Genomic DNA, 22,693 nt, shown 5'->3' with positions numbered 1-22,693 from the left:
TTGAAGTAAATCCTAACTGTCTTTTCAAGGCTGACTTAACTTCCACTAGGTCAGCCTTTTTAATGCTTACATAAGGTGAACTATGAAACTATCGAGAATTGCCCTTGCGCTTAGTAGTACATTTGCGCTCAGTGCATGCACTATGGTGCAAACAGAGGTAACACCAGAAAACTTGACGTGGCAAGCTATCACTTTCGGCCAATCTACTGACTTAAACTTCGGCTCTACAATCCTTCCAGAAAAAATAGGGACAAATGAAGTATTAGTGAATGGAAAGCCGGTCGAAGCAGGAAAACTTGCCGAAACTTTCACTATTGAAAGCCGCGGCGGTAAACTGGCCAATTCCCATGAAGGCGTCACTTTCTACTACACCAAACTTCCTACCAACAAAAATTTCACCCTATCCGCTTCGGTTGTTTTAGAGCAATTGGGTCCAGAAACAGGCTCTACACCTAACCGTCAGGAAGGTGCAGGAATTATGGTTCGCGACATCATTGGTCAGCCACGATTAGATCCTCAACCTGAAGGTTTAGAAGAGTTTCCTGCGGCATCAAATATGGTGATGAACCTTTTAAGAGCGAGCAAAAAAGAGAATAACGGTTTAATTAATATCAATGCGAACTATCGTGAAGGTATCTACCAACCATGGGGAACTGGCGGTAACAAAATGGCACGTGACGAGTTTATAAAAGATGTGCCTTTCACCGATGGTAAGCCATTCAAAATGTCTCTAACTCGAACAGATACTGGTTATTTTGTCACTTATGACAATGGAAGCATCAGTGAAACCCATGAAGTTGAGGGAGCAAACGCTAATATCGTAGAGATGCAAGATCCTGATAACCAATATGTTGGATTCTTTGCTTCACGTAACGCAAAGATTTCAGTCAGTGACGTTCAGATTGAACTTAGCGATGCGCATACCGTTGATGCACCAAAATATTCAGCGAAATTGACGGATGTTGTCTTACAACAGGCATCGCCTGACAAAAGTGCAATTGAAAACTACAGTCTGCAATCACGAGCAAACTACTCTGGTACTTTCAGTGTTAGCCAACAAGGTAAAGTGGTTGTAGAAAAGCAAGATGTTCCAGCGGGTGACTTCTTCCGCTTTGATGCAACACTCACCTCTCCTAGCACTGCATTTACTGTTACATATACACCAACAGAAGGCCCGAATCTAACACCTAAAACTTATCAACAGAAAGTTGAAAAGGTCAACTTAGCGGATCCAATGAATATTTCTGTAAATCCAGACGGTAGCAATGGTCATTTAGATCTTGCAACAGCCATCGAACTCGTTGCTCCTGGCGGTATTATCACCCTAGAAGACGGCGACTACCAAGGCATCACTATTCCAGTTTCAGCAAGCGGCACTGCTGACTTGCCAAAAACGCTTTTGGCGAAAGGCGAACACGTTCGCTTCCTTGGTGACATTCAACACAATGCAAGTTACTGGAACGTTTCAGATATTGAAGTCTCAGGTGCACGTTACATTGTTTGGGGTAGCCATAACAACTTCGATTACATTGTCACACACAGCGCTCCTGATACGGGCTTCCAGATTACATCACCAGACAAATTGGGACGAGCTTTATGGGCAAGTCATAACACTGTGAGTGACAGCGAAAGTTACAACAACATGGATAAATCTCAAATCAACGCAGATGGCTTTGCCGCCAAAATGCGAATTGGTGACGGAAACACCTTCATCCGTTGTGTGTCTCACCACAACATTGATGATGGTTGGGATTTATTCAACAAAGTAGAAGATGGTGCCAATGGCGCTGTGACGATCATTGATTCTGTTTCATACCGAAATGGTCAAACGCTAACGGTTGCAGGTAAAGGCGGAAGTAGAGGTAATGGTTTTAAATTAGGTGGTGAAGGTTTACCTGTTGCCCACGTAGTGAAAAACAGCTTAGCTTTCCAAAATAACATGGATGGCTTTACTGACAACTTTAACCCTGGTTCTCTTGTGCTAGAAAATAACGTTTCTATCGATAATAAGCGTTTCAATTTCTTATTCCGTAAGAGCCCATACGCTGGTCAAGTTAAACAGGGATATTTTGAAGATAACCGCTCATACCGTTTTTTTGTTGAAAGCAAATATAGTGATGTTGTCAACGGAGATACTTTGGTTAACAACCAGTTCTTTATTGACGGCCATATTGTTGACCAAAACGGCAAAATCGTGAAGGAAGATGTCAGTGAACTTAAAAATGCCAGTGACGTTAATTCTACTAGCGAAGAGTCAATGTATGAGCAAGTACAAAAACTACGTTCACTATTGAACTAGTTCGTATCTGTAATAATCCGTTGTTTTAGTATGCGGGGGTTACATTTTCTATAAAAGAGTATTGTGGCGTAGTTACTAAACTCTCCGTTGTAACTGCGCCTCAAAATCTCGATTTGGTTTCCATAGTGACCACTTATCAATTGTTTCACTTAAGTACACATGCCATGGACTAAATTCGGCAACCTTAGCATCACAGTTTTCAAACTTAATGCCTATTCCAAGATTGGAGCCACTGAGTAGACAACTATCTCAGAAAATGAACATTGATTTAGAACTCTCAAACTTCTAAACCAGTCATCTTTATAACTTTAAGTTGTAGAAACTTTAATTTTTATATCACTCAGTTTGTTTGATTGTTTTACGCTCAATTATTTTTTTGAAACACTATTTCATTTTTAATTGTTGATTGTATTTTTTTTTGTTAATATTGCTGTGTGTAGTGTTCAGGGCGTTCCTGTTCATCTTTAATTTGAATACGTTGAGGGGAAAGTAATGATTCTTGATTCATTTGATGTGAAGGGTAAAGTTGCAATCGTAACCGGTTGTGATACTGGTCTAGGTCAAGGTATGGCTTTAGGTCTTGCACAAGCAGGTTGTGACATCGTTGGCGTAAACATTGTTGAACCAACTGAAACCATCGAACTTATCAAAGCAACTGGCCAAAAGTTCATCGACATTCGCGCGAACCTAATGAAACTGGACGACATTCCTTCCATCATTAGCCGTGCTGTAGAAGAGTGTGGCCGCATTGACATCCTAGTAAACAACGCAGGTATCATCCGTCGTAACGACGCTATCGACTTCTCAGAGCAAGACTGGGACGACGTAATGAACATCAACATCAAGTCTGTATTCTTTATGTCTCAAGCAGTCGCTAAGCAGTTCATGGCTCAAGGTAATGGCGGTAAGATCATCAACATTGCTTCTATGCTTTCTTACCAAGGCGGTATCCGTGTTCCTTCATACACGGCTTCTAAGAGCGGCGTAATGGGTATTACTCGTCTGATGGCGAACGAATGGGCTAAGCACAACATTAACGTGAACGCGATTGCACCGGGCTACATGGCAACCAACAACACTGCTGCTTTACGTGCTGATGAAGAACGTAACCAAGCTATCCTTGAGCGCATCCCTGCTGACCGTTGGGGTACGCCAGAAGACCTAGCGGGTCCATGTGTGTTCCTCGCTTCTAAAGCTTCAGACTACATCAACGGCTACACTATCGCTGTTGACGGTGGTTGGTTAGCGCGTTAATTCGGACTGACCTTATCAGATAAACCCATCTGATTTCTTAGTCTCTATACTCTATCAACATCATAGAGTTAGAGGCTAAGAGTGTTAGTTGTGAGCATTGTCTTCCGGTGTTTAGAACTAACAGTATTGATTACGTTAACGTTAGTGAGCTTCGTTGAAGCGTACTAAAAGTTTAAATAATTTAAGCAACTACGGTTGCAGGAGATTCTGATGAAAATTGCATTGATGATGGAAAACAGCCAAGCAGGCAAAAACGCAATGGTTCTTAATGAACTGAACACGGTTGCGGGCCCTCTTGGTCACGATGTTTTCAACGTGGGTATGAGCGATGAAGCGGATCACCACCTGACTTACATCCACCTAGGCATCATGGCTAGCATCCTTCTTAACTCTAACGCGGTTGACTTCGTTGTGGCAGGTTGTGGTACTGGTCAAGGCGCAATGATGTCGCTAAACCTACACCCAGGTGTGGTTTGTGGTTACTGCTTAGAGCCATCTGACGCATTCCTGTTCAACCAAATCAACAACGGTAACGCTATTGCTCTCGCATTCGCGAAAGGCTTCGGCTGGGCTGGTGAACTGAACGTTCGTTACATGTTCGAAAAAGCGTTCACAGGTCCACGTGGCGAAGGCTACCCTAAAGAGCGTGCGGAACCACAACAACGTAACGCTGGTATCTTGAGCCAAGTTAAAGCGGCAGTAGCGAAAGACAGCATTGTTGATGCTTTACGTTCTATCGACCAAGAGCTAGTAAAAACTGCCGTTGGCGGCGCTCGATTCCAAGAGTGCTTCTTCAATAACTGCCAAGATGCAGAAATTGAAGCTTACGTTAAGTCTCTTATTGCTTAATCGAATGCAAATCGTTTATCGGGAATAAATGATTTGAAGCCAACCAGCTCTGGTTGGCTTTTTTCAGTTAAATGAAAAAACGAAGGTGCAGTTGAACAAGGATTTGGTGGTAATACGTTAAATACTGCTGTTTACCTTTCTTTTACTTGATACGCCCCCCCCATATCATTCTGCGCAGAAGGTTTAATTTGAATTTAGCCCTAAGATAATGCGCTGTTCTCTTGCTATCTAATATAGATTCTACAAACAATTACCACCGCCCTAAGCGGTGGTTTTCAGCGCACAATAATTCACAATTATGCTTTGAATGATTCAGGTAGGTCTGCGATGTATACCGCTGGAACACCTTCGAAATCACTGGTAAACAGAACGCCATCATCGCCAGGAGTGAATGATGGGTGTGGGTGCGTAATTTGACGGTCACCGTCTAGTACATCCCATGATGTGCTGTGTTTACAAAGTTTGGTTGCTGTTTTTGCTTTAGTGTTGAGAACATATAAGAACGGATCGTTTTCAATGTCGTAGCTTTCGGCATCTGCGACGTCTACTGGAGCATCACAGCCGTCCCCCACCATTAGAGAACCATCAAAGTTGCTCATTAGGTGTGAACATGGTGGCATTACCATGACTTCTTCATTTTCTAAAGTCTCAGGATTTGCTTTGTAGATAACGCGGTCTGATTGACCTTTGAAGTAAGATACGTAAGCCATTGCGCTGCCATCTGGAATCCAGAATTCGTGCGTGCAAGACTCGCCAGGAGCATGTTCTTTGATCTTACGAACGTTGCTGCCGTTTTCGTTTACAAGCCACATACGCGCGTCAACTAAGTCATGAGGTCCTTCGTGACAGAAGCCAACAGTTGAATCGTCGAATGGACGGTAGATAGGGTGACCTAACCATGCTTTATCTTGGTGAACAACTTCGAGCTCACCAGTTGCAATGTCTACTTTGATTAGACGACATGTTGGGTTGGTGTGGTAAAACTCAGCGAATTTTTCCCAAGAAGTGAGCGGAGCCCAATCTGCTCTAAGAATTTCGATTCCCACTAGCTTAGTACAGTCTGAGTTAGCAACCCAAGTACCGTAGCCTTTCCACTCAGGATCAACGGTGTAAACCACACGCTCTTCTAACGTTTCTAGATCAACCTGCATTAGATTGAGTTCACTTTTCACATAGAAGAATGATTTGTCATCGGTAGAAATGAAACCACCAAATGTATTGTCGCCTTTACCTTCAGTAAGTTGAGTTGCTTTTTGAGTTTTAAGATCAACAAGGTAGTAGTTACGGTTACCGTCAAAATCACCAGCAAGAAGTAGCTTTTCACCATTGTTAGTAAAACACTTCTGGTAGAAATAGTTACGATGACAGATTACGTCTTTAGGGGTGATACGCGTTACTTTTACGTTAGTGTCACTATCAGTAAAAGTTTCGAATTCAAGGTTTAGGATGTCACCTTTAGCCACGATAAATCTCCTAATATAAATGAAGTAGGCAGCAATATGCTGCCTACTCAAGATTGATTAACGTACAGAAATTGTTTCGTTCAAATCGTCAATTTTTGCACTTCTCTTCAGGCCGTAACCAACAGCGAATACTGCAGCCGCACATGCCAAGAACAGTAGGCGCCCCCATAGTGGGTTTGGAATCAGAACCATTGTTGTTAGGCCTGCAGCCATATAGATAACTAGAGTACCTAGCTTAGCGCGTTGCATACGATCAACCACATCTTGGCCTTCTTCTTCAACACATTCAGTGTCAACGTCTTTGAAGAATTCAACCGCCACTTCTTTATGAGTGTCTTTCTCTTCTTTGTAGAATAGAGTTGTTAAACAGAAGAAACCAGCGGTTAGGAATAGGTGAGCAGCGATTGTAATCATAGTCTTCATTTCGCCAGCTTCACGACGAGTCAACTCTTCAATACCGAACCAGCTTGCCACATAGTTTGGAGTAAATACGTTTACTACTAACCAAGATACAAACATACCGAAGACAACCGTTGCCCAAGGTGCCCATTTAGGCGTCTTACGGATAAGGATGCCTAAGAATAACGGTACTAGGATTGGTGATTGAAGTAGCGTTGCAACTTGCATCATTAGATCGAACAGGCTTAGGTGTTTCAGTGAGCTGAAGAACTGGGCCATTAGGATTACTAAGATACCGTTGATAGTACAAGCGATTTGGCCTGCACGTAGAAGTTCTTTGTCGTTTGCTTTGCCCTTACGAACGATAGTTGCGTAGAAGCTACGTACGAAGATACCTGAGTTACGGTTCAATGCTGAGTCCATAGAAGACATGGTTGCAGCGAACAGACCGGCCATTAGTAGACCAACAGTACCAAGAGGCATTGTTTCACGAGCAAACACGAGGTATACAGCATCACTAGCTTTAGCGCCTAGGTTAGGATATGCCGCGGCTGCGTCAGGGTAAAGAATTGCAGAAGCCCACGGTGGGATGAACCAAATGATTGCACCGAACACCATCATAACTAGAGCCATAAGAGCAGCTTTGCTCGCGTTCTTAGAGTCTTTAGCGTTTAGGAAACGGTAAGATTCCTGCATGTTGTTGATACTTTGAAGCTGTTTCACGATAAAGAAGATGAAAGAACCAACAAGCAGTAATGGGTAGTTCATGTCTGGACCCATTACGAAACCACCAGGGAAGTTATTGATGATCTCAGAAGGGCCGCCAACAAAGTATAGAGCTACAGCCGCACAAGCAATTGAAATAACAGCAACGATCAGAGTTTGAATGAAGTCTGATGCTACAACACCCCAAGCACCACTCAAAAGAGAGATGATTAGAACCGCTGCACCTGTTACATAAATTGTCGTTGTAATGTCTGCATTAAATACTGCTGAAGCAAATACACCTAGACCGTTCAACCAAACACCCGCGTTGATTACGCTAAGTGGGATAATAACCCAAGTAAAGAATTGCTCGTTCGTATCCCCGAAACGACGTTTAACTGCTTCAGTAGGAGTGTCAACTCGCATTTGACGGAAGCGACGTGCAAAGTAGAAGTATGCAAATACATATGCAACCATATTACCTACGAACACGGCTAGAATTGCAAAGCCATCGCTGAAGGCTTTACCGGCTGCACCTGTAAAGGTCCAAGCTGAGAATTGAGTCATGAATGCTGTAGCACCAACCATCCACCAGAGCATTTTGCCGCCCCCACGGAAGTAGTCACTGGTACTATTGCTAGCCATTTTTTTGAACAGCAGACTGATCGCAACCATTAGTGCGAAGTAGCCAGCTATTACAATGTAATCATATTGCATAGTGATATCTCATAAGTTTTACATCAAAAATTTTCCAATTATTTTCTATTATGAAAATGGAAAAGTATGTGATTAAAATCAAAACGCCGGTTTATTTTTATTATCAAGTCGTTCTTAAAGTCGTTTTTTCAATGAAAGATATTCAAAAACAGGAGGAGTAATTGTAGAAAATTCACCACAATTATATTAGTAGCAGTGGTAGTGACCATTTGGGATACAGCGCATTAGTCGTTGTTTCAAACAAGTTAGATCAAACTGACGATAGTTGGCTCAAAGCTTCAACTAAATGAAGTTGTGTAGAAGGTTCTCTCATAGTTAGCTCAGTCTAACCATGAGAGTTTAGTTTAAAGGAAGGCATTTTTGGCAAACCGGAATTTGCAAAAGCACTAAGAATAGAATTTTCAAAGAATAGGTTTGACCATTAAGTTTGGTTGCCAATGGTCAAAAATTCTTTCTAATGTATAGGTGCTAACTTGATCTGTGCTCATTTCGAAGTCGCTATACTCATTTGATATTGTTGAGGTCTGGTTTCGAAATGTATGAAATCTCGAATCTTCAGCATAGAACCATATTTGCTCCCCATCTTTAGCTTTACCATGCATCTTATCCCAGCCATAAATATGGTTCTCAAAGTCGCATCGTATGTAGGCACAATGACCAACAGCATTCGGGCTAGCATACGAGCCATCAGAAAACTCAGTAGTTGGATGCCATGGGCGTCCCAATCGATAGCTTTTCTCTGGGACACTTTCACTTTCCCTCTTCAATTCACAGCGAAAGAAAACTAAGCCGTATTCCGCTTCAATATCTGTGCATGGTGCACTCACAAAGCCTAAAGGTTCACCTTCAATGGTATCTTCTCGCCAACGACAAACCAGCTCACAATAATTAAAGACCGCAGTGCCACCACCAAAAATAAAATCAACAGTACCCCAGATATCCGTTGATTCAAAATAGCTCTTGCCGGCACTGACATAGAGAGTGTCTTGAAAGCTTTTCAATGTGCAATCGATGCACTGAACTCGATCCCCTTCATGGCCTATAAGTAACGCTACAGCCTGAGTCGCACTAATTCGGGAAGGATCATTTTCTTCTAAACGTTGGTTGCCTATAAAATCAAAAGTGTTTTCGATTGCTAATGATTGAAAAGTGATATCACTAGCATCGACATTCACTACATAGCTGTTATAAGTACCCCATATTTTTCCATCATTAGTCAGTAATCCATTTGCAGATGTATAGCTAATGATCGTGTCAGATTTTGAAGCCCCAATAAAGTGAGTGTTCGGACGTACAATGTGCAATTTTTCTTCGTAACGCCCAGGTTTGATGAATATTGTAAAAGGGATATCACTCTGAGGTGCTAAATCTAATGCTTCTTGAATAGTGGTAACATCTCCATTTCCGAGCTGATCCACAACTATGTAGTGTTCAATGTTCATTACCAAGCCTGTTTTATTGAATATTTAATTTATGAACAATAACTAACCGCTAACGTTAGTTTTAGTTTTGCCGTCATTTCTCTTTTTGGACAACCCCAATATCCTTGACCGTTTTCAGCCTTTCTAAAAAAACATTCTTGTAATCATGCTGTTGGTTGTCAATAGCTCTATGGTTCGAACAAGAGCGGAAACAAGTATGGTTAACAGGGGGGAGGCTTTTTCTAAAACCGCCATTTATTGGGTGAAGCAGCTACTCAGAGCTCGCTGTCTCTTCATTACTGCAGCTTACAAGTTGTGGAGAGTTAACTCTGAAACTAAATCCGGTAATAAAGCCGAATAAACTCTATAGTGACATTAGATTAATTAAGTAAAAATGTGACTACGCAAACTTTAATAAATATACTGCCTAACAAGCAGCACATTCTAAAAAAGATTCTACTGTAACTCTTTCTCCCGTCTTAGCACTGATGTAACGGTTCATGTTTTTTCCACGTGGCTTAGTTAAGTTTCGAGCAGAAGTAACAAATGCACTTTCAAGTACAATCAGCGTGGGCAGTAGAAGGGAAAGGTTGAGCAGACATGATATTGCCTCTTCACAATGTTATCGTAAACTTACATAAGTCTATACTACGAAGAGGCAACATCAATTTATGGTTGTTTCAACATTTCCGAAGAGTTGGAAGTTTACTCTTTACCGTAAACGTTGTTCTCTTGCTCTTGTACGCGGATGAAAGTTGTACGCTTAGTTAGCTCTTTAAGCGAGGCTGCACCTACGTATGTACAAGTTGAACGTACGCCACCAAGGACATCTTGAATGGTGTTTTCAACCGGGCCACGGAATGGGATTAATACGGTTTTTCCTTCAGCTGCACGGTAGCCAGCAACACCACCAGAGTGCTTGTCCATCGCGCTCTTAGAAGACATTCCGTAGAACTTCATGTAAGTTTCACCGTTCTTCTCAACGAGCTCACCGCCCGCTTCTTCGTGGCCCGCTAACATACCGCCAAGCATGACGAAGTCTGCACCGCCTCCAAACGCTTTTGCCACATCACCCGGACATGTACAGCCACCATCGCCAATGATGCGACCACCGAGGCCGTGAGCAGCATCAGCACATTCAATGATTGCAGACAGTTGAGGGTAACCAACACCGGTTTTCACACGTGTTGTACATACAGAACCCGGTCCAATCCCTACTTTTACGATATCCGCACCAGCAAGAATCAGTTCTTCAACCATGTCTCCAGTCACTACGTTACCAGCAACAATCACTTTGCTTGGAAATGCTTCACGTACTTTTTGAACGTAATCAACAAGGTGTTCTGAGTAGCCGTTTGCGATGTCTATGCAGATGAAAATAAGCTCTTCGCTCATCGCCATAATGTCTTTCGTTTTTTGGAAGTCATTATCTGATGTGCCCGTTGATACCATCACGTTTCTCAACGTTTGAGCTTCAGCGTTTTGAACAAACTCAGCCCATTGCTCAACACTGTAGTGTTTATGAATAGCTGTCATCACGTTGTGTTTAGCGAGCGCTTCCGCCATTTTAAAGCTGCCTACAGAGTCCATGTTTGCAGCAATAACAGGTACTCCAGACCATTGACGACCACTATGCTTGAAGGTAAACTCGCGGGTTAAATTTACTTGAGAACGGCTTTTTAGGGTTGAACGTTTCGGGCGAAACAGTACATCTTTGAAACCTAACTTAAGTTCTTGTTCGATACGCATTGTGTAATTCCTTGATTAATTCACAGTTTGTGTCTCTTTTGCAGAGTGCGTAGTGAACACGTTGGCAGACGTAGTCACTTTTCGGACACAAAAAAACCGGAGCGTTGGCAGACGCTCCGGTTTTCAGCATTATAGGTTGTGATTTCTTTCCGGCAAGTCTGATATTTGCATTTTTTTTGTGTTATCCTGTCGAAGATTTCATATCCCCTGCCCTGATAATCTTTCTCTTTAGATTCAAAGCTCAACAATAATTTAAATATCAATAAATTAGCATTGATCGGTCAAATTCACGTCGCTTGGCAAACGATTAGTTATTGGCTTAACAGCAGTACGCCATTCGAATAACGTGAACTAAATCACCTTAATTTGAAAATTCTACACCTTAACTTTCGTTCATTTTTCACTCAATCAACGTCTGATCACAGCTTTTTGCTTACGCTAGAGATAAAAACAATTAGCGGTTCATAACTTGCTTATATTTAAAAGAAACCGAGTTATTAAAACGAACAAGACAGAGTGTCAAAATTCTATAAGACACCAGTGCATCTTCAGATGGCAGTGGAGAACAAAGATGAAATATTTAGGACAAACTTGTGTTGGTTTAATCTTTTTGTTTTTGGCTTTACCAACTCTAGCAGCAGAGAGCAGACATCAGTTTTACGCCGATAGCGGCTTTAATTACATCGATAACAGCAATTCTACAGAAAGTGCTTGGACAACAACCCTTGGTTACAGCTACTTTTTGTCTCCCTTTGTTGGGGTTGACTTCGGCTATACCGATACCATGTCTGATGGTGCGACGTTTTATGACAAAAACGGCGATTCACAACAGGTTAAGTACCGTAGTTTTTTTGCGGGTGCAACGATAGAGCAACCCATCAATAGCTTCACCAGTGTGTATGCAAGAGGTGGTGTTGGGCAAACAAACGTAGAAGAAACAAATACCAGTGTTGTGCCAGAAACCAGTCAAGATCATTCAGGTATTAATCCATACATAGGCATCGGCGCTAAAATTCAGCCTATGTATGTTGAGAAACTAGAACTGAGTGTCGAACTCAAGTATCAAGACTTACAAAACGAATATTCAGCGACTTCGTTTACTCTGGGCGCGAAATTTAGTTTGTAAGCCAAGTTATTGAATGACTGAGCAAATCAATTCACTAAGCTACGTAAATGGCTAAGTAAATCGCTGGCTAACATACCTCGTTCGCCTTTTTCTTTGGCGTTGAGATCCGCCGCTTTGCTGTGAATAATAACACCCAGTTTTGCCGCTTCGAAACAGCTTAAACCTTGAGCGAGAAGTGAGGTAATCACGCCCGTTAATACATCCCCCATGCCGCCGCTCGCCATACCCGGATTACCTGCCAAACACACGTATATTTCGTTGCCATCACTGACTAATGTTCCCGCACCTTTCAGTACCACAATACCGCCGAACTTCTTCTGTAGTTCTTTAATGGCTTTGAATCGGTCTGCTTCAACAATGGCAATTTCCACACCAAGCAGCCTTGCGGCTTCCGCAGGATGAGGAGTAATGATCCGGTTAGCGTCGAAATTGGGATTCTTCGCGAGGAAGTACAGAGCATCAGCATCAACCACTTTGTTTATTGATAGATCCTGTATTTGACAGAAGAGTCGCTCTGACTTTGAGTCTCTTCCGAGTCCGGGACCAATAGCGACAACGTTACTCCATTCAATCCGCTGTTGAATTCGCTGCTCATCATCCCAACCCGCGCTCATCACTTCAGGTACTGATACCAAAATCGAGGAAACATTTGAGGAATGAAGCAGTGAAGCTGTTAAACCGCACCCCACTCGGGCGCAAGCTTGAGCGGCTAAAATCATTGCTCCGCCCATCCCTTCATTACCACCGATAAGCAAGGCTTTACCGTACAAACCTTTGTGAGCACATGCTTCTCTTTGAGCCAATATCGATTTGATGGATTTTGGAGAGATTGATCTTAATGTAGGTGTGTTTTGCTGCTCAAAACTTTCTTCGACACCTAAGCCCGCAAAATGTAGCTGTCCCACGTAGTTACGAGCCTGCCCCGTGACAAGGCCTTGTTTGAGACCAATAAAACTAATGGTGTGATTAGCTTTTACTGCGATGCCAAGAACCGCACCAGTATTCGCACATAGCCCTGAAGGAACGTCTATAGCGACGACGGGAACGTTAGTTGCGTTGATCAATTGAATAAGATCATAGATTCGCTCACGAACCGTGCCGGATAAACCCGTCCCTAATAATCCGTCAATGATGAGATCAACATCATCGGGAATCACGTCATCAAAAGGATAAACTTCACCACCGTGATCCAACCAATGATAATAAGCAGAAAGCGCATCCCCTTTAAGATTTTCAGGATCGCCATGCTGCCACACAGTCACATGAACGCCCATCGACTTAGCCAAGCAGGCAACGATGTAACCGTCACCACCGTTATTACCACCGCCACAACATACAAGCCAATGATGCGTCCCTGGGTATTGAGCGAAGGCGATGGTAAAGGCTGCTTGTCCTGCTCTTTCCATCAAACTGAACATTTCTAGTCCCGTTGATTTTGCAGCTAGAACTTCGCCTTGTTTTACTTGTTGGGCTGTGTAAAAAACGCTGGGTATAGGCATAGTAATCCCTCTCTGCTCCCCCAATGCTGAAATCTATCAATTGTGAAACGGTAACTCGCTCAACTCTGGTGTGCTTTTAAAACCACAAGCGCTTCTGCGGTTGTATCTTGAATAGAAAGAAACAGTGAATTTATCGCACCCGTCGGCGTACGCATTGGGTTTAACGTTATGTTTTGATACATAAAATCCGCTTGCTGTGTCACAGGTCGAACATTGCGACACTTAAATAAATACGGACGTTGCTGCCATGTAATGAAGCTTCGGCAACCTAGATCGTAAACAGGTTTAGTTTTAAGACGAAACCACTCTTGCGGAATCTCAGGGAATACCTCGAACAAAGACTTCCCGATCACTTCCTGAGCCATTTTGCCACTATGGTGTGTCATAAAACCATTCCACACCTGAACATTGTAATCACGATCGATCACAATTAATCCCATGTCGACGTTTTGTACCATGTCGACCATCCAATGAAACTGTTCAAATTCTGCTGGAAGAGACAACATTAGAAATCCTCCATCAAGTAGGCAAGTTTGCTGTCGAGCAAAGGCAATGATTCGTCGACAAACATAAATAGCAGGTCACATCGAATCGAAGTGTCTTCTATGGTATAGCTGACCTCAAACGTCATTGTTTTGCTGAACGATCCCGCCGTTGAGCTGATCACAGAATCAATCGTAATGTGCTGACCAAGTAGGACTGGCGAGCTTTGGAAAAAGCGAACTTCCGCCTGTTCTCCTAGCCCATTAAGAAATGAACCCACTAGGATATTGGACACATCCATTAGCAGTTCCAACTCTTCGAGATCTTCACTCTCTGCGGGCACTTTCATCAGCTTTTTCAAATCAGAAACACTGGTATCACTGAGAAGCACTAAAGCTTCACCTGCGATGCCCTCACCACTAAATCCTTGGCATACTCCGGACACGTGCGCATTATCCGCAAGATCGCGAAGTGCCATATGCAGTTCAGTAACTTCAAAGATGTTCACATTCGGTAAAGGCAGACGAACAAACACGTCAAAGTGCCTTGCAAGTGCATCCGCAGCACGACCAATAGCCACGTTGGCTACTTCCATATAAATATCACGCCTGCGAAGCACGGGTAATTCAAGTGAAACCGGAGTGACTATTTTAGGAACCGAGACTGGCTCGACGAGGTTTTTTAGTACGTCTTTAAGAACATTGATATCTATTGGCTTTTGAATAAAGGCTTTCGCCCCCAAAGCCATTACACGTTCTTTCGCTTTAGGCTGAATATCGCCCGACACCACCACGACAGGAGTAGAGATACCTCTACTCTTCATTTCCTCTAACGTACCAAAGCCATCCAGCTCAGGCATTGTCAGGTCAAGGAACATCAGGTTGAATGTTTGCTGTTGCAGGATCTGCAACGCATCTAGCCCATGCTCAGCAAAGGTAATATTTGCATTCAGAGCCGCAGGTAGGGAACGCGCCATCTGCTTTCGAGCAAGAGCTGAATCATCACAGATGAGTACAGGAAACGACATATCATCACCTTCCCTTTAATTTGATAAGACTCTCTAAAGTGTATACCTAAAAATGTGATTAAGGCTAAAAATAGATGACTAGTTATTGATTAATTTAGAGATTACGGCCAAAGAGTAAGCGCAATAATACGTAATAGAACGGAACATACCAGTAGGGCTACGCCTATTCGGTACCATTTATATTCGGAAATCGACATAGGAACGCGCTTATAGAACATAGTGATGATGCCTTTCCAGTCATGGCTGCGTCGGCCGTATTGCGTAATGCTGGTGAGAACAAAGATGATACCCGCGACTAAGATACTTTTTTCAATCCAAAACAGTGCAATATCCATAAAATTTCCTTCATACATCATTTGCAAATAAGTATATAAGGAAAAACAACAGGACACTTTAGGACTATAGTCGTACAACACGCAGCAAAAAGGGGGCCGACTGGCCCCCTTAGAAAAATCTAATCTATTATGCAGAATCTAGTGCACTTTTACAAATGCGCCATACGGTTACGAACTTTCTTTGGTAACTCTGTAATGCTTTCTCGGTAGCTAAACCACAAGTAGGTTACGGTAATAGAGAAGAATAAATACGACAGTGCAAACACGAGAGGAGACGTAATAAGTTGCGCTGATAGCCCCCACATGACACCAATAACGGTAACCGTTAACTTAGCTAGCAAACCACAAACCAATAAGAAAACGGCCAGTTCAGGTACACGAGTACTTCTGAAGGCAAACCAATAACAGCTACCTACAGCCAGAGCAGCGACAGACATACCTAAAAGGAAAGAATGAATATGGGCTGCAGAAGCGACACCAGCAGAAAGCGACGTCATTAATATCAATAATAGTTTCATAACATGCCTACCTCTTTAAGTGACAGCAATGAATCCTTTCAATTTTGGAAATTAACTTTTCAGTCATTTTCGCTCATCTTTTATTTATTTCAAGGTTGAAAAATCAACAAAACTTATACTTATTAAACAACCTGTTGGTATGTTAAATATGCGTTAAATTGTCACATTTACTTACAAAGATAAGAGCCAGAATTTGCGAGAAAACGGATTATAAAAGACTTATTTATTAACATTTGTTTAACCGTAAATATTTTCAAAAAAAGTATTACAAAATGTAACTAAATAGAGAGATTTTGTATTTACAACTTAATTCAGACAGAAAATGTCAATCGTTCATAAGCCAAATCAATAAAAGACGCACTAAAATTAAAAAACGCTATATTTTTGTTGGTAACAATCACTAACCTCTCGCCAATTAGACAACGCTCTGATACCTTTACGCCAATTTCATTTCAGCCTTCAAAAACCATGTTGTCTCAACACAGAATTAACAAAATTGTAGAAATTGGCGACACGCTACACCGTAGTGGATGTGCACCGTACAAAGTAGAAAAATACACCCAATATTACGCAAAAAAGCACGGTGTCGATGTAATGATCCAAGCGACACCTACGGCCATCAATTACCAATTTCCTGACGACAACAACGCTGTGGTAATGAAGCGTCATAAACCCGCATCGATTAACCTAAGCCTGTTGGCAAACACCATCATTCGAATCAACCAACCAAGCAGTGAACCTCTGCCAGAGCCTGTTGGTTATTCAAAATGGATTATTGCTCTAGCTAACATGGGCATTCCACCAGCGTATTTAATGCTGGTGGGTAGTACTCTCGAAGCTGTCTCTATATCAGTAGTTTTAGGGCTTGTGGTTTGGTTAAGCCAACTGATCTGTCATTCAAGAAGAGCGATTGCAGCAGAATTTCTTGCCTCAATGCTTACAGGCATATTTGTTGCGTTTTTAGCTAGCACTGGCTTGCCCATTCCTGTCTGGGCGTTATGTGTCGCTGCAGTGATCTTATTTGTGCCCGGTTTGTCTATTGCTAACTCGCTTGAGTGTTTAGCCTTTAATGACTTAGTTTCCGGCACCAGTTTACTCGGGCAGAGTGCGTTAACTCTGATTAAGCTATTTGTGGGTATTGTGATCGGCCTGAACATTGGTGAAGCCATTTGGGGGCAAGCAGTTGCAGCAACCTACAAGAACGAAGTGCCGATGTTGCTGCACATCTTTGGCCTGTTTCTTCTTTCTGTTTCAATCGGTGTTATTTTCAATGCAAGACCAAAAGATATCCTGCTTGGTTTACCCGTTGCAGTATTAGGTATGTGGGGGCCATTTTATCTAGGCTTTGACGCTGGTTGGGTTGTCGGCACTTGGATAACGACTGTGCTGATTACGCTATATGGAACGTGGCTGGCAAAGAAAATGGAGCTAACGGGTTCGATATATATTGTCCAAGGTATCATTATTTTGGTACCGGGAAGTCGCGTGTTGATCAGCGCCAGTCAGTCGGTATTTGAGCAGTCTATATTGCCAATTCCGAGTATAGGTTTGTCGGCGCTGTTTATGTTCTCTGCGATTGTTGCAGGACAAATTACCGCTTACTCAATCTATTCACCGCAAATAGACAGGTAACCGCTTTTTAATTAAATATGTAATGAAAGAGCCCTATTCGAAAACAGCAATTAAGCAGCTTTTGAATAGGGCTCTTTACCCTTATGTTTCATTTTGCGATTGAAACTTCCTTTACCTTTTTTCGCTTTCTCTACTCTTTGTCTAAATAATTGACTGGTTACTACCGCTTTTAATGCGTTGTCTTTAATAACACCTCGACCAAATTCAGTATCAACAACTTCGTTTGGTAGAGATTTTTTGATTGATTTACTCATCTCACTCTCCTTTTAAAAGTTATGCGTATTCTGCACTCAATATTGAAAGTGTCAATAAAATCGCCGAATCGATAACAATCAAAAAGTTATTCAACCTCACTTAAATCGCTAAGAAATGGTGTTTAGTGCAAAAAATTGGTTGAAACTTGTTTCACTGATTCGACTGACCTCAAGATCCGATTGACAAGTCAATTCAATTGCCTAGACTCGTCATTAGCTAGAAAGAAGTTCTTTGTATACACATTGTTTCGTTGGATTACTTGTAACTCCCCCGTCGTGTCGTACGCAATAGCAATCTATTTTTCCACGCTATCAGCGCCCTAATCGGCTTTAAAGTAAAAATTTTAGGAAAAGAAATATGTCTACACCTGTTACTGGTACCGTTAAATGGTTCAACGAAACAAAAGGTTTTGGTTTCATCAAGCAAGAAAACGGTCCTGACGTTTTCGCTCACTTCAGTGCAATTCAAAGCGAAGGCTTCCGCACTCTAGCTGAAGGCCAAAAAGTTGAGTTCGTTGTAACTCAAGGTCAAAAAGGCCCACAAGCTGAAAGCATTAAAGTTATCTAATTTTATTGCTACATACTTGTTTAATAGCCAGCGTAATGCTGGCTATTTAGTTTTTACGAGAAAAACTCCTCATGGCCCTTAAACCAACTATCTATAAATTTCGAATTGCCTTAACTGACCTAAATCGTGACTACTACGACTCGTTAAACTTAACCGTTGCTTTACACCCTTCCGAAACCAATGAACGCATGATGGCTAGAATCATGGCATTTTGTTTAAATGCGCATCCTGATTTGCAGTTCACTAAGGGCATATCAACAACCGCTGAACCTGATATCTGGCAACAAAATCTAGAAGGTCGTTCAGAAGTGTGGATTGAGCTAGGCGAGCCAGACGTGGACCGAGTAAAAAAAGCCACGCGCATTGCAGATGTGGTGAAAGTTTATACTTATCAAGTACGTTCTGACATTTGGTGGAATCAACACAAAGGTAAATTCGGCTACCTTCCTGTTGAGGTGGTACGCTTCGATCCAGAAGCCATCAATCTTATCTCTGCATCACCAGTAAGAACGGTCGATCTTTCCGTGATGATTACAGGGCAATCTCTATTCGTTGAAGGCGATATGGGAAGTCATGAAATCGCCTTTGAAGTTTTACAAAACCTTCCTGAATAATTCTGCCCTAAAATAGAAAAAGGTCTGTATAAACAGACCTTTTTAGCAATCGCTTTTGGAATCAAGCTTGCGCCATCATTTCCACGGGTACTCTTGGATATTTCTGCTCATAGAGTTCCATAAAGTCTTTTCTTATCAACTGCTCCAAATAGGTAGCGCGTTCTGTTGGACAGAAAATTTTGATATGTACGACTTGCTCACCTGCCGCAGTACTGGTGATTTCCACATGCGGATCAGCACCAGGCAAGTCAACGCCCGCATGTTTCTCGATAACAGCGTTATAGCGTCTTGCAACATCCATAAAGTGAGCAAAGTGAACCTCGATACGTTCATGTATTTGTGGAATCAAAGGGAAAAGATTGACGAACTCTGGCACCACAATGGTGATGTCATGAAACACATAGCGTTTCATAAAGTTCAAGTTCTTTACCGGATAAAGAAAGAACATACTGTTTGGTAACGTCGCCGTTTTACCCGTGTAGTGGTAATGGGATTTTTGCAACGCTATCTCTTGAATAACCGTTGCCATCATATTGTGTTCAATCACTTCGCCACTGATTGAACCCACTTCAATCCAATCTCCAATGCGGAATGAGCGAGAGCTCGCGCGTTGAATAGAACCTGTAAAACACAGGATGATTTCTTTTGATGCGACAACGATAGCAACAGCAATAGCCGTTACAGAGAGTGCAAACTCACTGATCTCTGATTGCCAAAGCATGAACAACAGAAGCACGATAATGGTAAATGCGCCGTTTTTTGTACGCGACATCCATTTACGTTGTTTCTCTGTAATAAATGCAACATCACCACGGATGTATGAAAGAACTACTCGGCGCACCAGCCATACAACAACCAAAATTAGCGTGGATAACAACATTTTGTGCGCGAATAGAAAATCTACCACCGCATTAAATTTTTCCATAATTCTTCCTACTGCAAACAACCGATCAACTTACTGAAATACCTATGACGACTAAGTTCTGTCGGTATTGATATAAAAAAAGCGTTGGCAAACACATCATTGCCAACGCTCAGCTAAGTATAACCGACCGAAATTGTTGATAAAGCAGTTTATTGTTTATAATGCCGTGCAGTTTTCTCAGCTAAGGTCACGATCACACTAACCGCCTGTTCCATCCCCTCAATAGTTATAAACTCATGGATGCCGTGGAAGTTATAACCACCCGTGAAGATGTTCGGGCAAGGTAATCCCATAAAAGAAAGACGGGCTCCATCTGTACCACCGCGAATCGGTTTAATCAGAGGTTCAACACCGCAATGTTCCATCGAGATTTTTGCCAACTCGATAATATGCGGGTGTGGTTCAACCATCTCTTTCATGTTGGCGTAACTGTCGTGAATCACCAGTTCAACGCTGCCTTTTAATAGCTGTTTGTTCAGTTCATCCACTTTTTGTTGCATGAAAGCTTTGCGAGCAGCTAAACCCTCTCGTTCAAAGTCACGAAGGATGTAGTTCAGTTGAGATTTGGCGATACCCATTGATGCCGAAGACAGATGGTAAAAACCTTCATATCCTTCGGTATTCTGTGGGGTTTCTTGTTCTGGCATCATAACTACGAAGCGTGAGGCAATATGCATGGCATTCACCATTTTGCCTTTAGCAGTGCCAGGGTGGACACTCACACCATGACATGTCACTTCTGCAGTTGCCGCATGAAAGTTCTCGTATTCCAGCTCACCGACAGGACCACCATCAATGGTATAGGCCCACTCGGCACCAAATTTTTCCACATCAAAATGGTTCGCACCACGACCGATTTCTTCATCCGGCGTAAAAGCAATACAGATATCACCATGGGGAATAGATGGATCAGCAAGCAGCATTTCGACTGCCGTTATAATTTCAGCAATACCCGCCTTATTATCTGCACCTAAAAGCGTGTTGCCATCGGTAGTGATCAGATTTTTACCATGCAGTTGATGCAGTTCTGGATACTGAATAGGAGAAAGGACTTCATCGCCTTTGCCCAAAGCAATATCTCCACCTTGGTAGTTTTCTACAATCTGTGGAACCACATGTTTACCCGATGCATCAGGCGCTGTATCCATGTGAGCAATAAAACCAATAGCCGGAACTGGGTAATCGACGTTTGATTTCAGTTTCGCCATCACATAACTATGGTTGTCAATGGAGACCTCACTTAAGCCTAGCTCAAGCAATTCTTCATAAAGTGCTTGGGCAAACACTTTCTGCCCCGCAGAACTTGGGCAGTGATGGTTCTTGGGTTTTGATTGGGTATCGTAAGTAACATAACTTAAAAAACGTTGAATAAGATTTTCCATAACAAGTTCCGCTTTGAATTCATTAGGCAGCAACAGAAAGCTCTATGCTGCAACGCGTATCCCAGCATTAAGTGATACGCAGCTTATTGCATTCCATAGTACGTCTTATTTGAAAGTAAGAATTGCTGTAAATCAGTTTTTGGTAACTTAAGCGGTACAGGCGCGAAGATAAGCCCAGACAGGGAAATTGATGGAGTACGGAGGAAAGGATGTTGAGCATAATAGGCGTGTCATAAATAAATGCTCTGTTTCATTCACTACATCTAGTTGGAATTAACATCACAAACCACTAAAAAGGTTAAAAGAAAATCATTCACAACTTTGCTGTTTAAGTTTTGTGCAGCTAAGTTTATCCATGTCTCCTTTATTTTCCCCCCTAGAAAATATTTAATGCTGACAACGTCAAACTTCTTACGAGGTTTCATAAAAAACATTAAGGCTCAAAAAATAAAAATCCCCAGTATGCTCAACTGGGGATTTTTTTGGTCGCCGTAAGTAAATAAAAGTTTAGTTACTGCTCATATCAAGCGAATTACTTCCAGCAGACAAAGAAATCGTTGTAACCAAAGTAGAAGGCTTCGGAATAGTCAGTTGATCATACTGAATCGGGTCATCCGCACTACCATTGCAAACAAACGCGGCAGTGTAATCGCCTGTTGGCAAATAGCCAAACTTGTATGTGCCGTCAACATCACTTACGTTCGCAGTCGCAAACGGTTTGAGTGCATCACTAGGTAAGGCGGTGCCTTCTGTGTAGTCGATATCTGTCGGGTCAACTAAATCAACCAAGGTTCCTTCAGTACCTTGATATAAGTAAACAAATGCATTATCCGCTGTCGTAGGACACCCTTCGATGTTTGCGTACAAGCTAGAGTTTACCGTAACCGTCAGGTTTGCCGCTTCTTTGTCATTTAGAATAGTTACGCCGTGAGGCTTAAGAATGTAGCCTTTGTTCGAACCTGTATTGCCACGCATAACCAGCGATTGGCGTAAATCAAACTCGATGGTAAAAGCTTGAGTTTCATCTGCCGTAACCTCAAATCCACCAAGTTTCAATTTGTTACTCGGCTGCTTAAGATCTTGGGTACCATCCGCATCGACCACAAAGTTAACGCCCGATTCGTTACTGATATGAAGAATCAGATTCTTGTAGGTACCTACTGGAATCGGCTTTTGGGTAATGACTAAAGCCGAATCTTGTCCCTGATAGTCCAACAGATCTATCTGTTCATAATCATGACTTGGTGTTGAAGGCTCGACTTCCAAGAAAATGGATTGACCATCACTTTTCACCAATTCAACTTGCGTAAAGCCTATGGTGACAGAACTGGCTTCATCTACCGGAGCATCTGAAACTGAAAACGAAACATTAGACGTTTGTGTTGAGCCCGAATCATCGCCTCCGCAACCTGAGAGTATCAGAGCAGGAGCCGTTAAGAGCAATATTGGCAAGACTTTCATTTCCACTACCTTT

Annotated in this window: 20 protein-coding genes; 7 read left to right on the top strand and 13 right to left on the bottom strand. The window is 42.2% G+C overall.

The features are described from left to right. The first annotated feature begins 82 nt into the window (after nucleotides 1-82). The 3 genes from AAGA51_RS16585 to AAGA51_RS16575 all read left to right on the top strand — a co-directional run bounded on the left by AAGA51_RS16585 (nucleotide 83) and on the right by AAGA51_RS16575 (nucleotide 4,402). The gene (locus AAGA51_RS16585) at nucleotides 83-2,299 is read left to right on the top strand and encodes an Ig-like domain-containing protein (RefSeq protein ID WP_042481095.1); all 2,217 of its coding nucleotides are present in this window, start codon (nucleotides 83-85) and stop codon (nucleotides 2,297-2,299) included. Between the two features lie 492 nt (nucleotides 2,300-2,791). Next, the gene (gene kduD, locus AAGA51_RS16580) at nucleotides 2,792-3,553 is read left to right on the top strand and encodes a 2-dehydro-3-deoxy-D-gluconate 5-dehydrogenase KduD (protein WP_042481098.1); all 762 of its coding nucleotides are present in this window, start codon (nucleotides 2,792-2,794) and stop codon (nucleotides 3,551-3,553) included. Between the two features lie 210 nt (nucleotides 3,554-3,763). Continuing rightward, entirely contained in the window at nucleotides 3,764-4,402 is a 639-nt protein-coding gene (locus tag AAGA51_RS16575) for an RpiB/LacA/LacB family sugar-phosphate isomerase (protein WP_042481099.1), read from the top strand. A gap of 296 nt (nucleotides 4,403-4,698) precedes the next feature. Here AAGA51_RS16575 and AAGA51_RS16570 read toward each other — a convergent pair whose 3' ends face one another. The 4 genes from AAGA51_RS16570 to AAGA51_RS16555 all read right to left on the bottom strand — a co-directional run bounded on the left by AAGA51_RS16570 (nucleotide 4,699) and on the right by AAGA51_RS16555 (nucleotide 10,856). Further along, nucleotides 4,699-5,865, bottom strand: coding sequence for an oligogalacturonate lyase family protein (locus AAGA51_RS16570; RefSeq protein WP_042481102.1), 1,167 nt, complete (start codon nucleotides 5,863-5,865; stop codon nucleotides 4,699-4,701). A 57-nt stretch (nucleotides 5,866-5,922) separates the two neighbouring features. Beyond that, the gene (locus tag AAGA51_RS16565) at nucleotides 5,923-7,686 is read right to left on the bottom strand and encodes a sodium:solute symporter family protein (protein WP_042481105.1); all 1,764 of its coding nucleotides are present in this window, start codon (nucleotides 7,684-7,686) and stop codon (nucleotides 5,923-5,925) included. A 401-nt stretch (nucleotides 7,687-8,087) separates the two neighbouring features. Then, entirely contained in the window at nucleotides 8,088-9,128 is a 1,041-nt protein-coding gene (locus AAGA51_RS16560) for a pectinesterase family protein (RefSeq protein WP_052404547.1), read from the bottom strand. 684 nt (nucleotides 9,129-9,812) lie between these two features. Next, on the bottom strand, nucleotides 9,813-10,856 hold the full coding sequence (locus AAGA51_RS16555) for a GMP reductase (protein ID WP_042481109.1): 1,044 nt from the start codon (nucleotides 10,854-10,856) through the stop codon (nucleotides 9,813-9,815). Nucleotides 10,857-11,427: 571 nt separating this feature from the next. Between AAGA51_RS16555 and AAGA51_RS16550 the strand changes: the two genes are divergently transcribed. Next, nucleotides 11,428-11,982, top strand: a complete 555-nt coding sequence (locus tag AAGA51_RS16550) for an outer membrane beta-barrel protein (RefSeq protein WP_042481111.1) — start codon at nucleotides 11,428-11,430, stop codon at nucleotides 11,980-11,982. A 26-nt stretch (nucleotides 11,983-12,008) separates the two neighbouring features. On the opposite strand, the gene AAGA51_RS16545 is transcribed toward AAGA51_RS16550, so the two are convergent. The 5 genes from AAGA51_RS16545 to AAGA51_RS16525 all read right to left on the bottom strand — a co-directional run bounded on the left by AAGA51_RS16545 (nucleotide 12,009) and on the right by AAGA51_RS16525 (nucleotide 15,844). Next, nucleotides 12,009-13,481: a bifunctional ADP-dependent NAD(P)H-hydrate dehydratase/NAD(P)H-hydrate epimerase gene (locus AAGA51_RS16545; RefSeq protein WP_042481114.1), complete on the bottom strand. Its 1,473-nt coding sequence runs from the start codon at nucleotides 13,479-13,481 to the stop codon at nucleotides 12,009-12,011. Nucleotides 13,482-13,540: 59 nt separating this feature from the next. Beyond that, nucleotides 13,541-13,987 (bottom strand): PAS domain-containing protein, encoded by a 447-nt coding sequence (locus AAGA51_RS16540; protein WP_042481116.1) that lies wholly within the window; start codon nucleotides 13,985-13,987, stop codon nucleotides 13,541-13,543. Then, nucleotides 13,987-14,991: a response regulator gene (locus AAGA51_RS16535; RefSeq protein ID WP_042481119.1), complete on the bottom strand. Its 1,005-nt coding sequence runs from the start codon at nucleotides 14,989-14,991 to the stop codon at nucleotides 13,987-13,989. Before AAGA51_RS16535 ends, AAGA51_RS16540 begins: the two co-directional genes overlap by 1 nt. A gap of 101 nt (nucleotides 14,992-15,092) precedes the next feature. Continuing rightward, a complete protein-coding gene (locus AAGA51_RS16530; RefSeq protein WP_042481122.1) occupies nucleotides 15,093-15,326 on the bottom strand; it encodes a hypothetical protein in 234 nt (77 codons plus the stop codon). A 149-nt stretch (nucleotides 15,327-15,475) separates the two neighbouring features. After that, nucleotides 15,476-15,844 carry a hypothetical protein gene (locus AAGA51_RS16525; protein ID WP_042481125.1) on the bottom strand — a complete coding sequence of 123 codons (369 nt, stop codon included), beginning with the start codon at nucleotides 15,842-15,844 and terminating at the stop codon, nucleotides 15,476-15,478. 468 nt (nucleotides 15,845-16,312) lie between these two features. On the opposite strand from AAGA51_RS16525, the gene AAGA51_RS16520 reads away from it, so the two are divergent. Further along, nucleotides 16,313-17,476 carry a threonine/serine exporter family protein gene (locus tag AAGA51_RS16520; RefSeq protein ID WP_042481583.1) on the top strand — a complete coding sequence of 388 codons (1,164 nt, stop codon included), beginning with the start codon at nucleotides 16,313-16,315 and terminating at the stop codon, nucleotides 17,474-17,476. A 50-nt stretch (nucleotides 17,477-17,526) separates the two neighbouring features. Here AAGA51_RS16520 and AAGA51_RS16515 read toward each other — a convergent pair whose 3' ends face one another. Further along, nucleotides 17,527-17,730 carry an alternative ribosome-rescue factor A gene (locus AAGA51_RS16515; protein WP_042481127.1) on the bottom strand — a complete coding sequence of 68 codons (204 nt, stop codon included), beginning with the start codon at nucleotides 17,728-17,730 and terminating at the stop codon, nucleotides 17,527-17,529. Between the two features lie 358 nt (nucleotides 17,731-18,088). Between AAGA51_RS16515 and AAGA51_RS16510 the strand changes: the two genes are divergently transcribed. Together AAGA51_RS16510 and AAGA51_RS16505 are read left to right on the top strand one after the other, a co-directional pair. Continuing rightward, nucleotides 18,089-18,298 carry a cold-shock protein gene (locus AAGA51_RS16510; RefSeq protein ID WP_042481129.1) on the top strand — a complete coding sequence of 70 codons (210 nt, stop codon included), beginning with the start codon at nucleotides 18,089-18,091 and terminating at the stop codon, nucleotides 18,296-18,298. Between the two features lie 71 nt (nucleotides 18,299-18,369). Next, a complete protein-coding gene (locus tag AAGA51_RS16505) occupies nucleotides 18,370-18,912 on the top strand; it encodes a YaeQ family protein (RefSeq protein WP_042481132.1) in 543 nt (180 codons plus the stop codon). A gap of 61 nt (nucleotides 18,913-18,973) precedes the next feature. On the opposite strand, the gene AAGA51_RS16500 is transcribed toward AAGA51_RS16505, so the two are convergent. The 3 genes from AAGA51_RS16500 to AAGA51_RS16490 form a co-directional block, all read right to left on the bottom strand. Beyond that, nucleotides 18,974-19,837 carry a mechanosensitive ion channel family protein gene (locus tag AAGA51_RS16500; protein ID WP_042481135.1) on the bottom strand — a complete coding sequence of 288 codons (864 nt, stop codon included), beginning with the start codon at nucleotides 19,835-19,837 and terminating at the stop codon, nucleotides 18,974-18,976. Between the two features lie 149 nt (nucleotides 19,838-19,986). Beyond that, a complete protein-coding gene (pepT, locus tag AAGA51_RS16495) occupies nucleotides 19,987-21,219 on the bottom strand; it encodes a peptidase T (RefSeq protein ID WP_042481586.1) in 1,233 nt (410 codons plus the stop codon). 507 nt (nucleotides 21,220-21,726) lie between these two features. After that, nucleotides 21,727-22,680, bottom strand: coding sequence for a DUF4382 domain-containing protein (locus AAGA51_RS16490; RefSeq protein ID WP_042481137.1), 954 nt, complete (start codon nucleotides 22,678-22,680; stop codon nucleotides 21,727-21,729). Nucleotides 22,681-22,693 lie beyond the last annotated feature (13 nt).

It is taken from the genome of Vibrio diazotrophicus, from assembly GCF_038452265.1.
Classification (GTDB): domain Bacteria; phylum Pseudomonadota; class Gammaproteobacteria; order Enterobacterales; family Vibrionaceae; genus Vibrio; species Vibrio diazotrophicus.
This window is presented reverse-complemented; position numbering and strand designations above follow the sequence as displayed.

Excerpts from the sequence above, each read along its gene's own strand:
- AAGA51_RS16585 (WP_042481095.1), top strand. The coding sequence starts at position 83 with ATGAAACTATCGAGAATTGCCCTTGCGCTTAGTAGTACATTTGCGCTC.
- kduD (WP_042481098.1), top strand. The coding sequence starts at position 2,792 with ATGATTCTTGATTCATTTGATGTGAAGGGTAAAGTTGCAATCGTAACC.
- AAGA51_RS16575 (WP_042481099.1), top strand. The coding sequence starts at position 3,764 with ATGAAAATTGCATTGATGATGGAAAACAGCCAAGCAGGCAAAAACGCA.
- AAGA51_RS16565 (WP_042481105.1), bottom strand. The coding sequence starts at position 7,686 with ATGCAATATGATTACATTGTAATAGCTGGCTACTTCGCACTAATGGTT.
- AAGA51_RS16560 (WP_052404547.1), bottom strand. The coding sequence starts at position 9,128 with ATGAACATTGAACACTACATAGTTGTGGATCAGCTCGGAAATGGAGAT.
- AAGA51_RS16555 (WP_042481109.1), bottom strand. The coding sequence starts at position 10,856 with ATGCGTATCGAACAAGAACTTAAGTTAGGTTTCAAAGATGTACTGTTT.
- AAGA51_RS16550 (WP_042481111.1), top strand. The coding sequence starts at position 11,428 with ATGAAATATTTAGGACAAACTTGTGTTGGTTTAATCTTTTTGTTTTTG.
- AAGA51_RS16545 (WP_042481114.1), bottom strand. The coding sequence starts at position 13,481 with ATGCCTATACCCAGCGTTTTTTACACAGCCCAACAAGTAAAACAAGGC.
- AAGA51_RS16540 (WP_042481116.1), bottom strand. The coding sequence starts at position 13,987 with ATGTTGTCTCTTCCAGCAGAATTTGAACAGTTTCATTGGATGGTCGAC.
- AAGA51_RS16535 (WP_042481119.1), bottom strand. The coding sequence starts at position 14,991 with ATGTCGTTTCCTGTACTCATCTGTGATGATTCAGCTCTTGCTCGAAAG.
- AAGA51_RS16530 (WP_042481122.1), bottom strand. The coding sequence starts at position 15,326 with ATGGATATTGCACTGTTTTGGATTGAAAAAAGTATCTTAGTCGCGGGT.
- AAGA51_RS16525 (WP_042481125.1), bottom strand. The coding sequence starts at position 15,844 with ATGAAACTATTATTGATATTAATGACGTCGCTTTCTGCTGGTGTCGCT.
- AAGA51_RS16520 (WP_042481583.1), top strand. The coding sequence starts at position 16,313 with ATGTTGTCTCAACACAGAATTAACAAAATTGTAGAAATTGGCGACACG.
- AAGA51_RS16515 (WP_042481127.1), bottom strand. The coding sequence starts at position 17,730 with ATGAGTAAATCAATCAAAAAATCTCTACCAAACGAAGTTGTTGATACT.
- AAGA51_RS16510 (WP_042481129.1), top strand. The coding sequence starts at position 18,089 with ATGTCTACACCTGTTACTGGTACCGTTAAATGGTTCAACGAAACAAAA.
- AAGA51_RS16505 (WP_042481132.1), top strand. The coding sequence starts at position 18,370 with ATGGCCCTTAAACCAACTATCTATAAATTTCGAATTGCCTTAACTGAC.
- AAGA51_RS16500 (WP_042481135.1), bottom strand. The coding sequence starts at position 19,837 with ATGGAAAAATTTAATGCGGTGGTAGATTTTCTATTCGCGCACAAAATG.
- pepT (WP_042481586.1), bottom strand. The coding sequence starts at position 21,219 with ATGGAAAATCTTATTCAACGTTTTTTAAGTTATGTTACTTACGATACC.
- AAGA51_RS16490 (WP_042481137.1), bottom strand. The coding sequence starts at position 22,680 with ATGAAAGTCTTGCCAATATTGCTCTTAACGGCTCCTGCTCTGATACTC.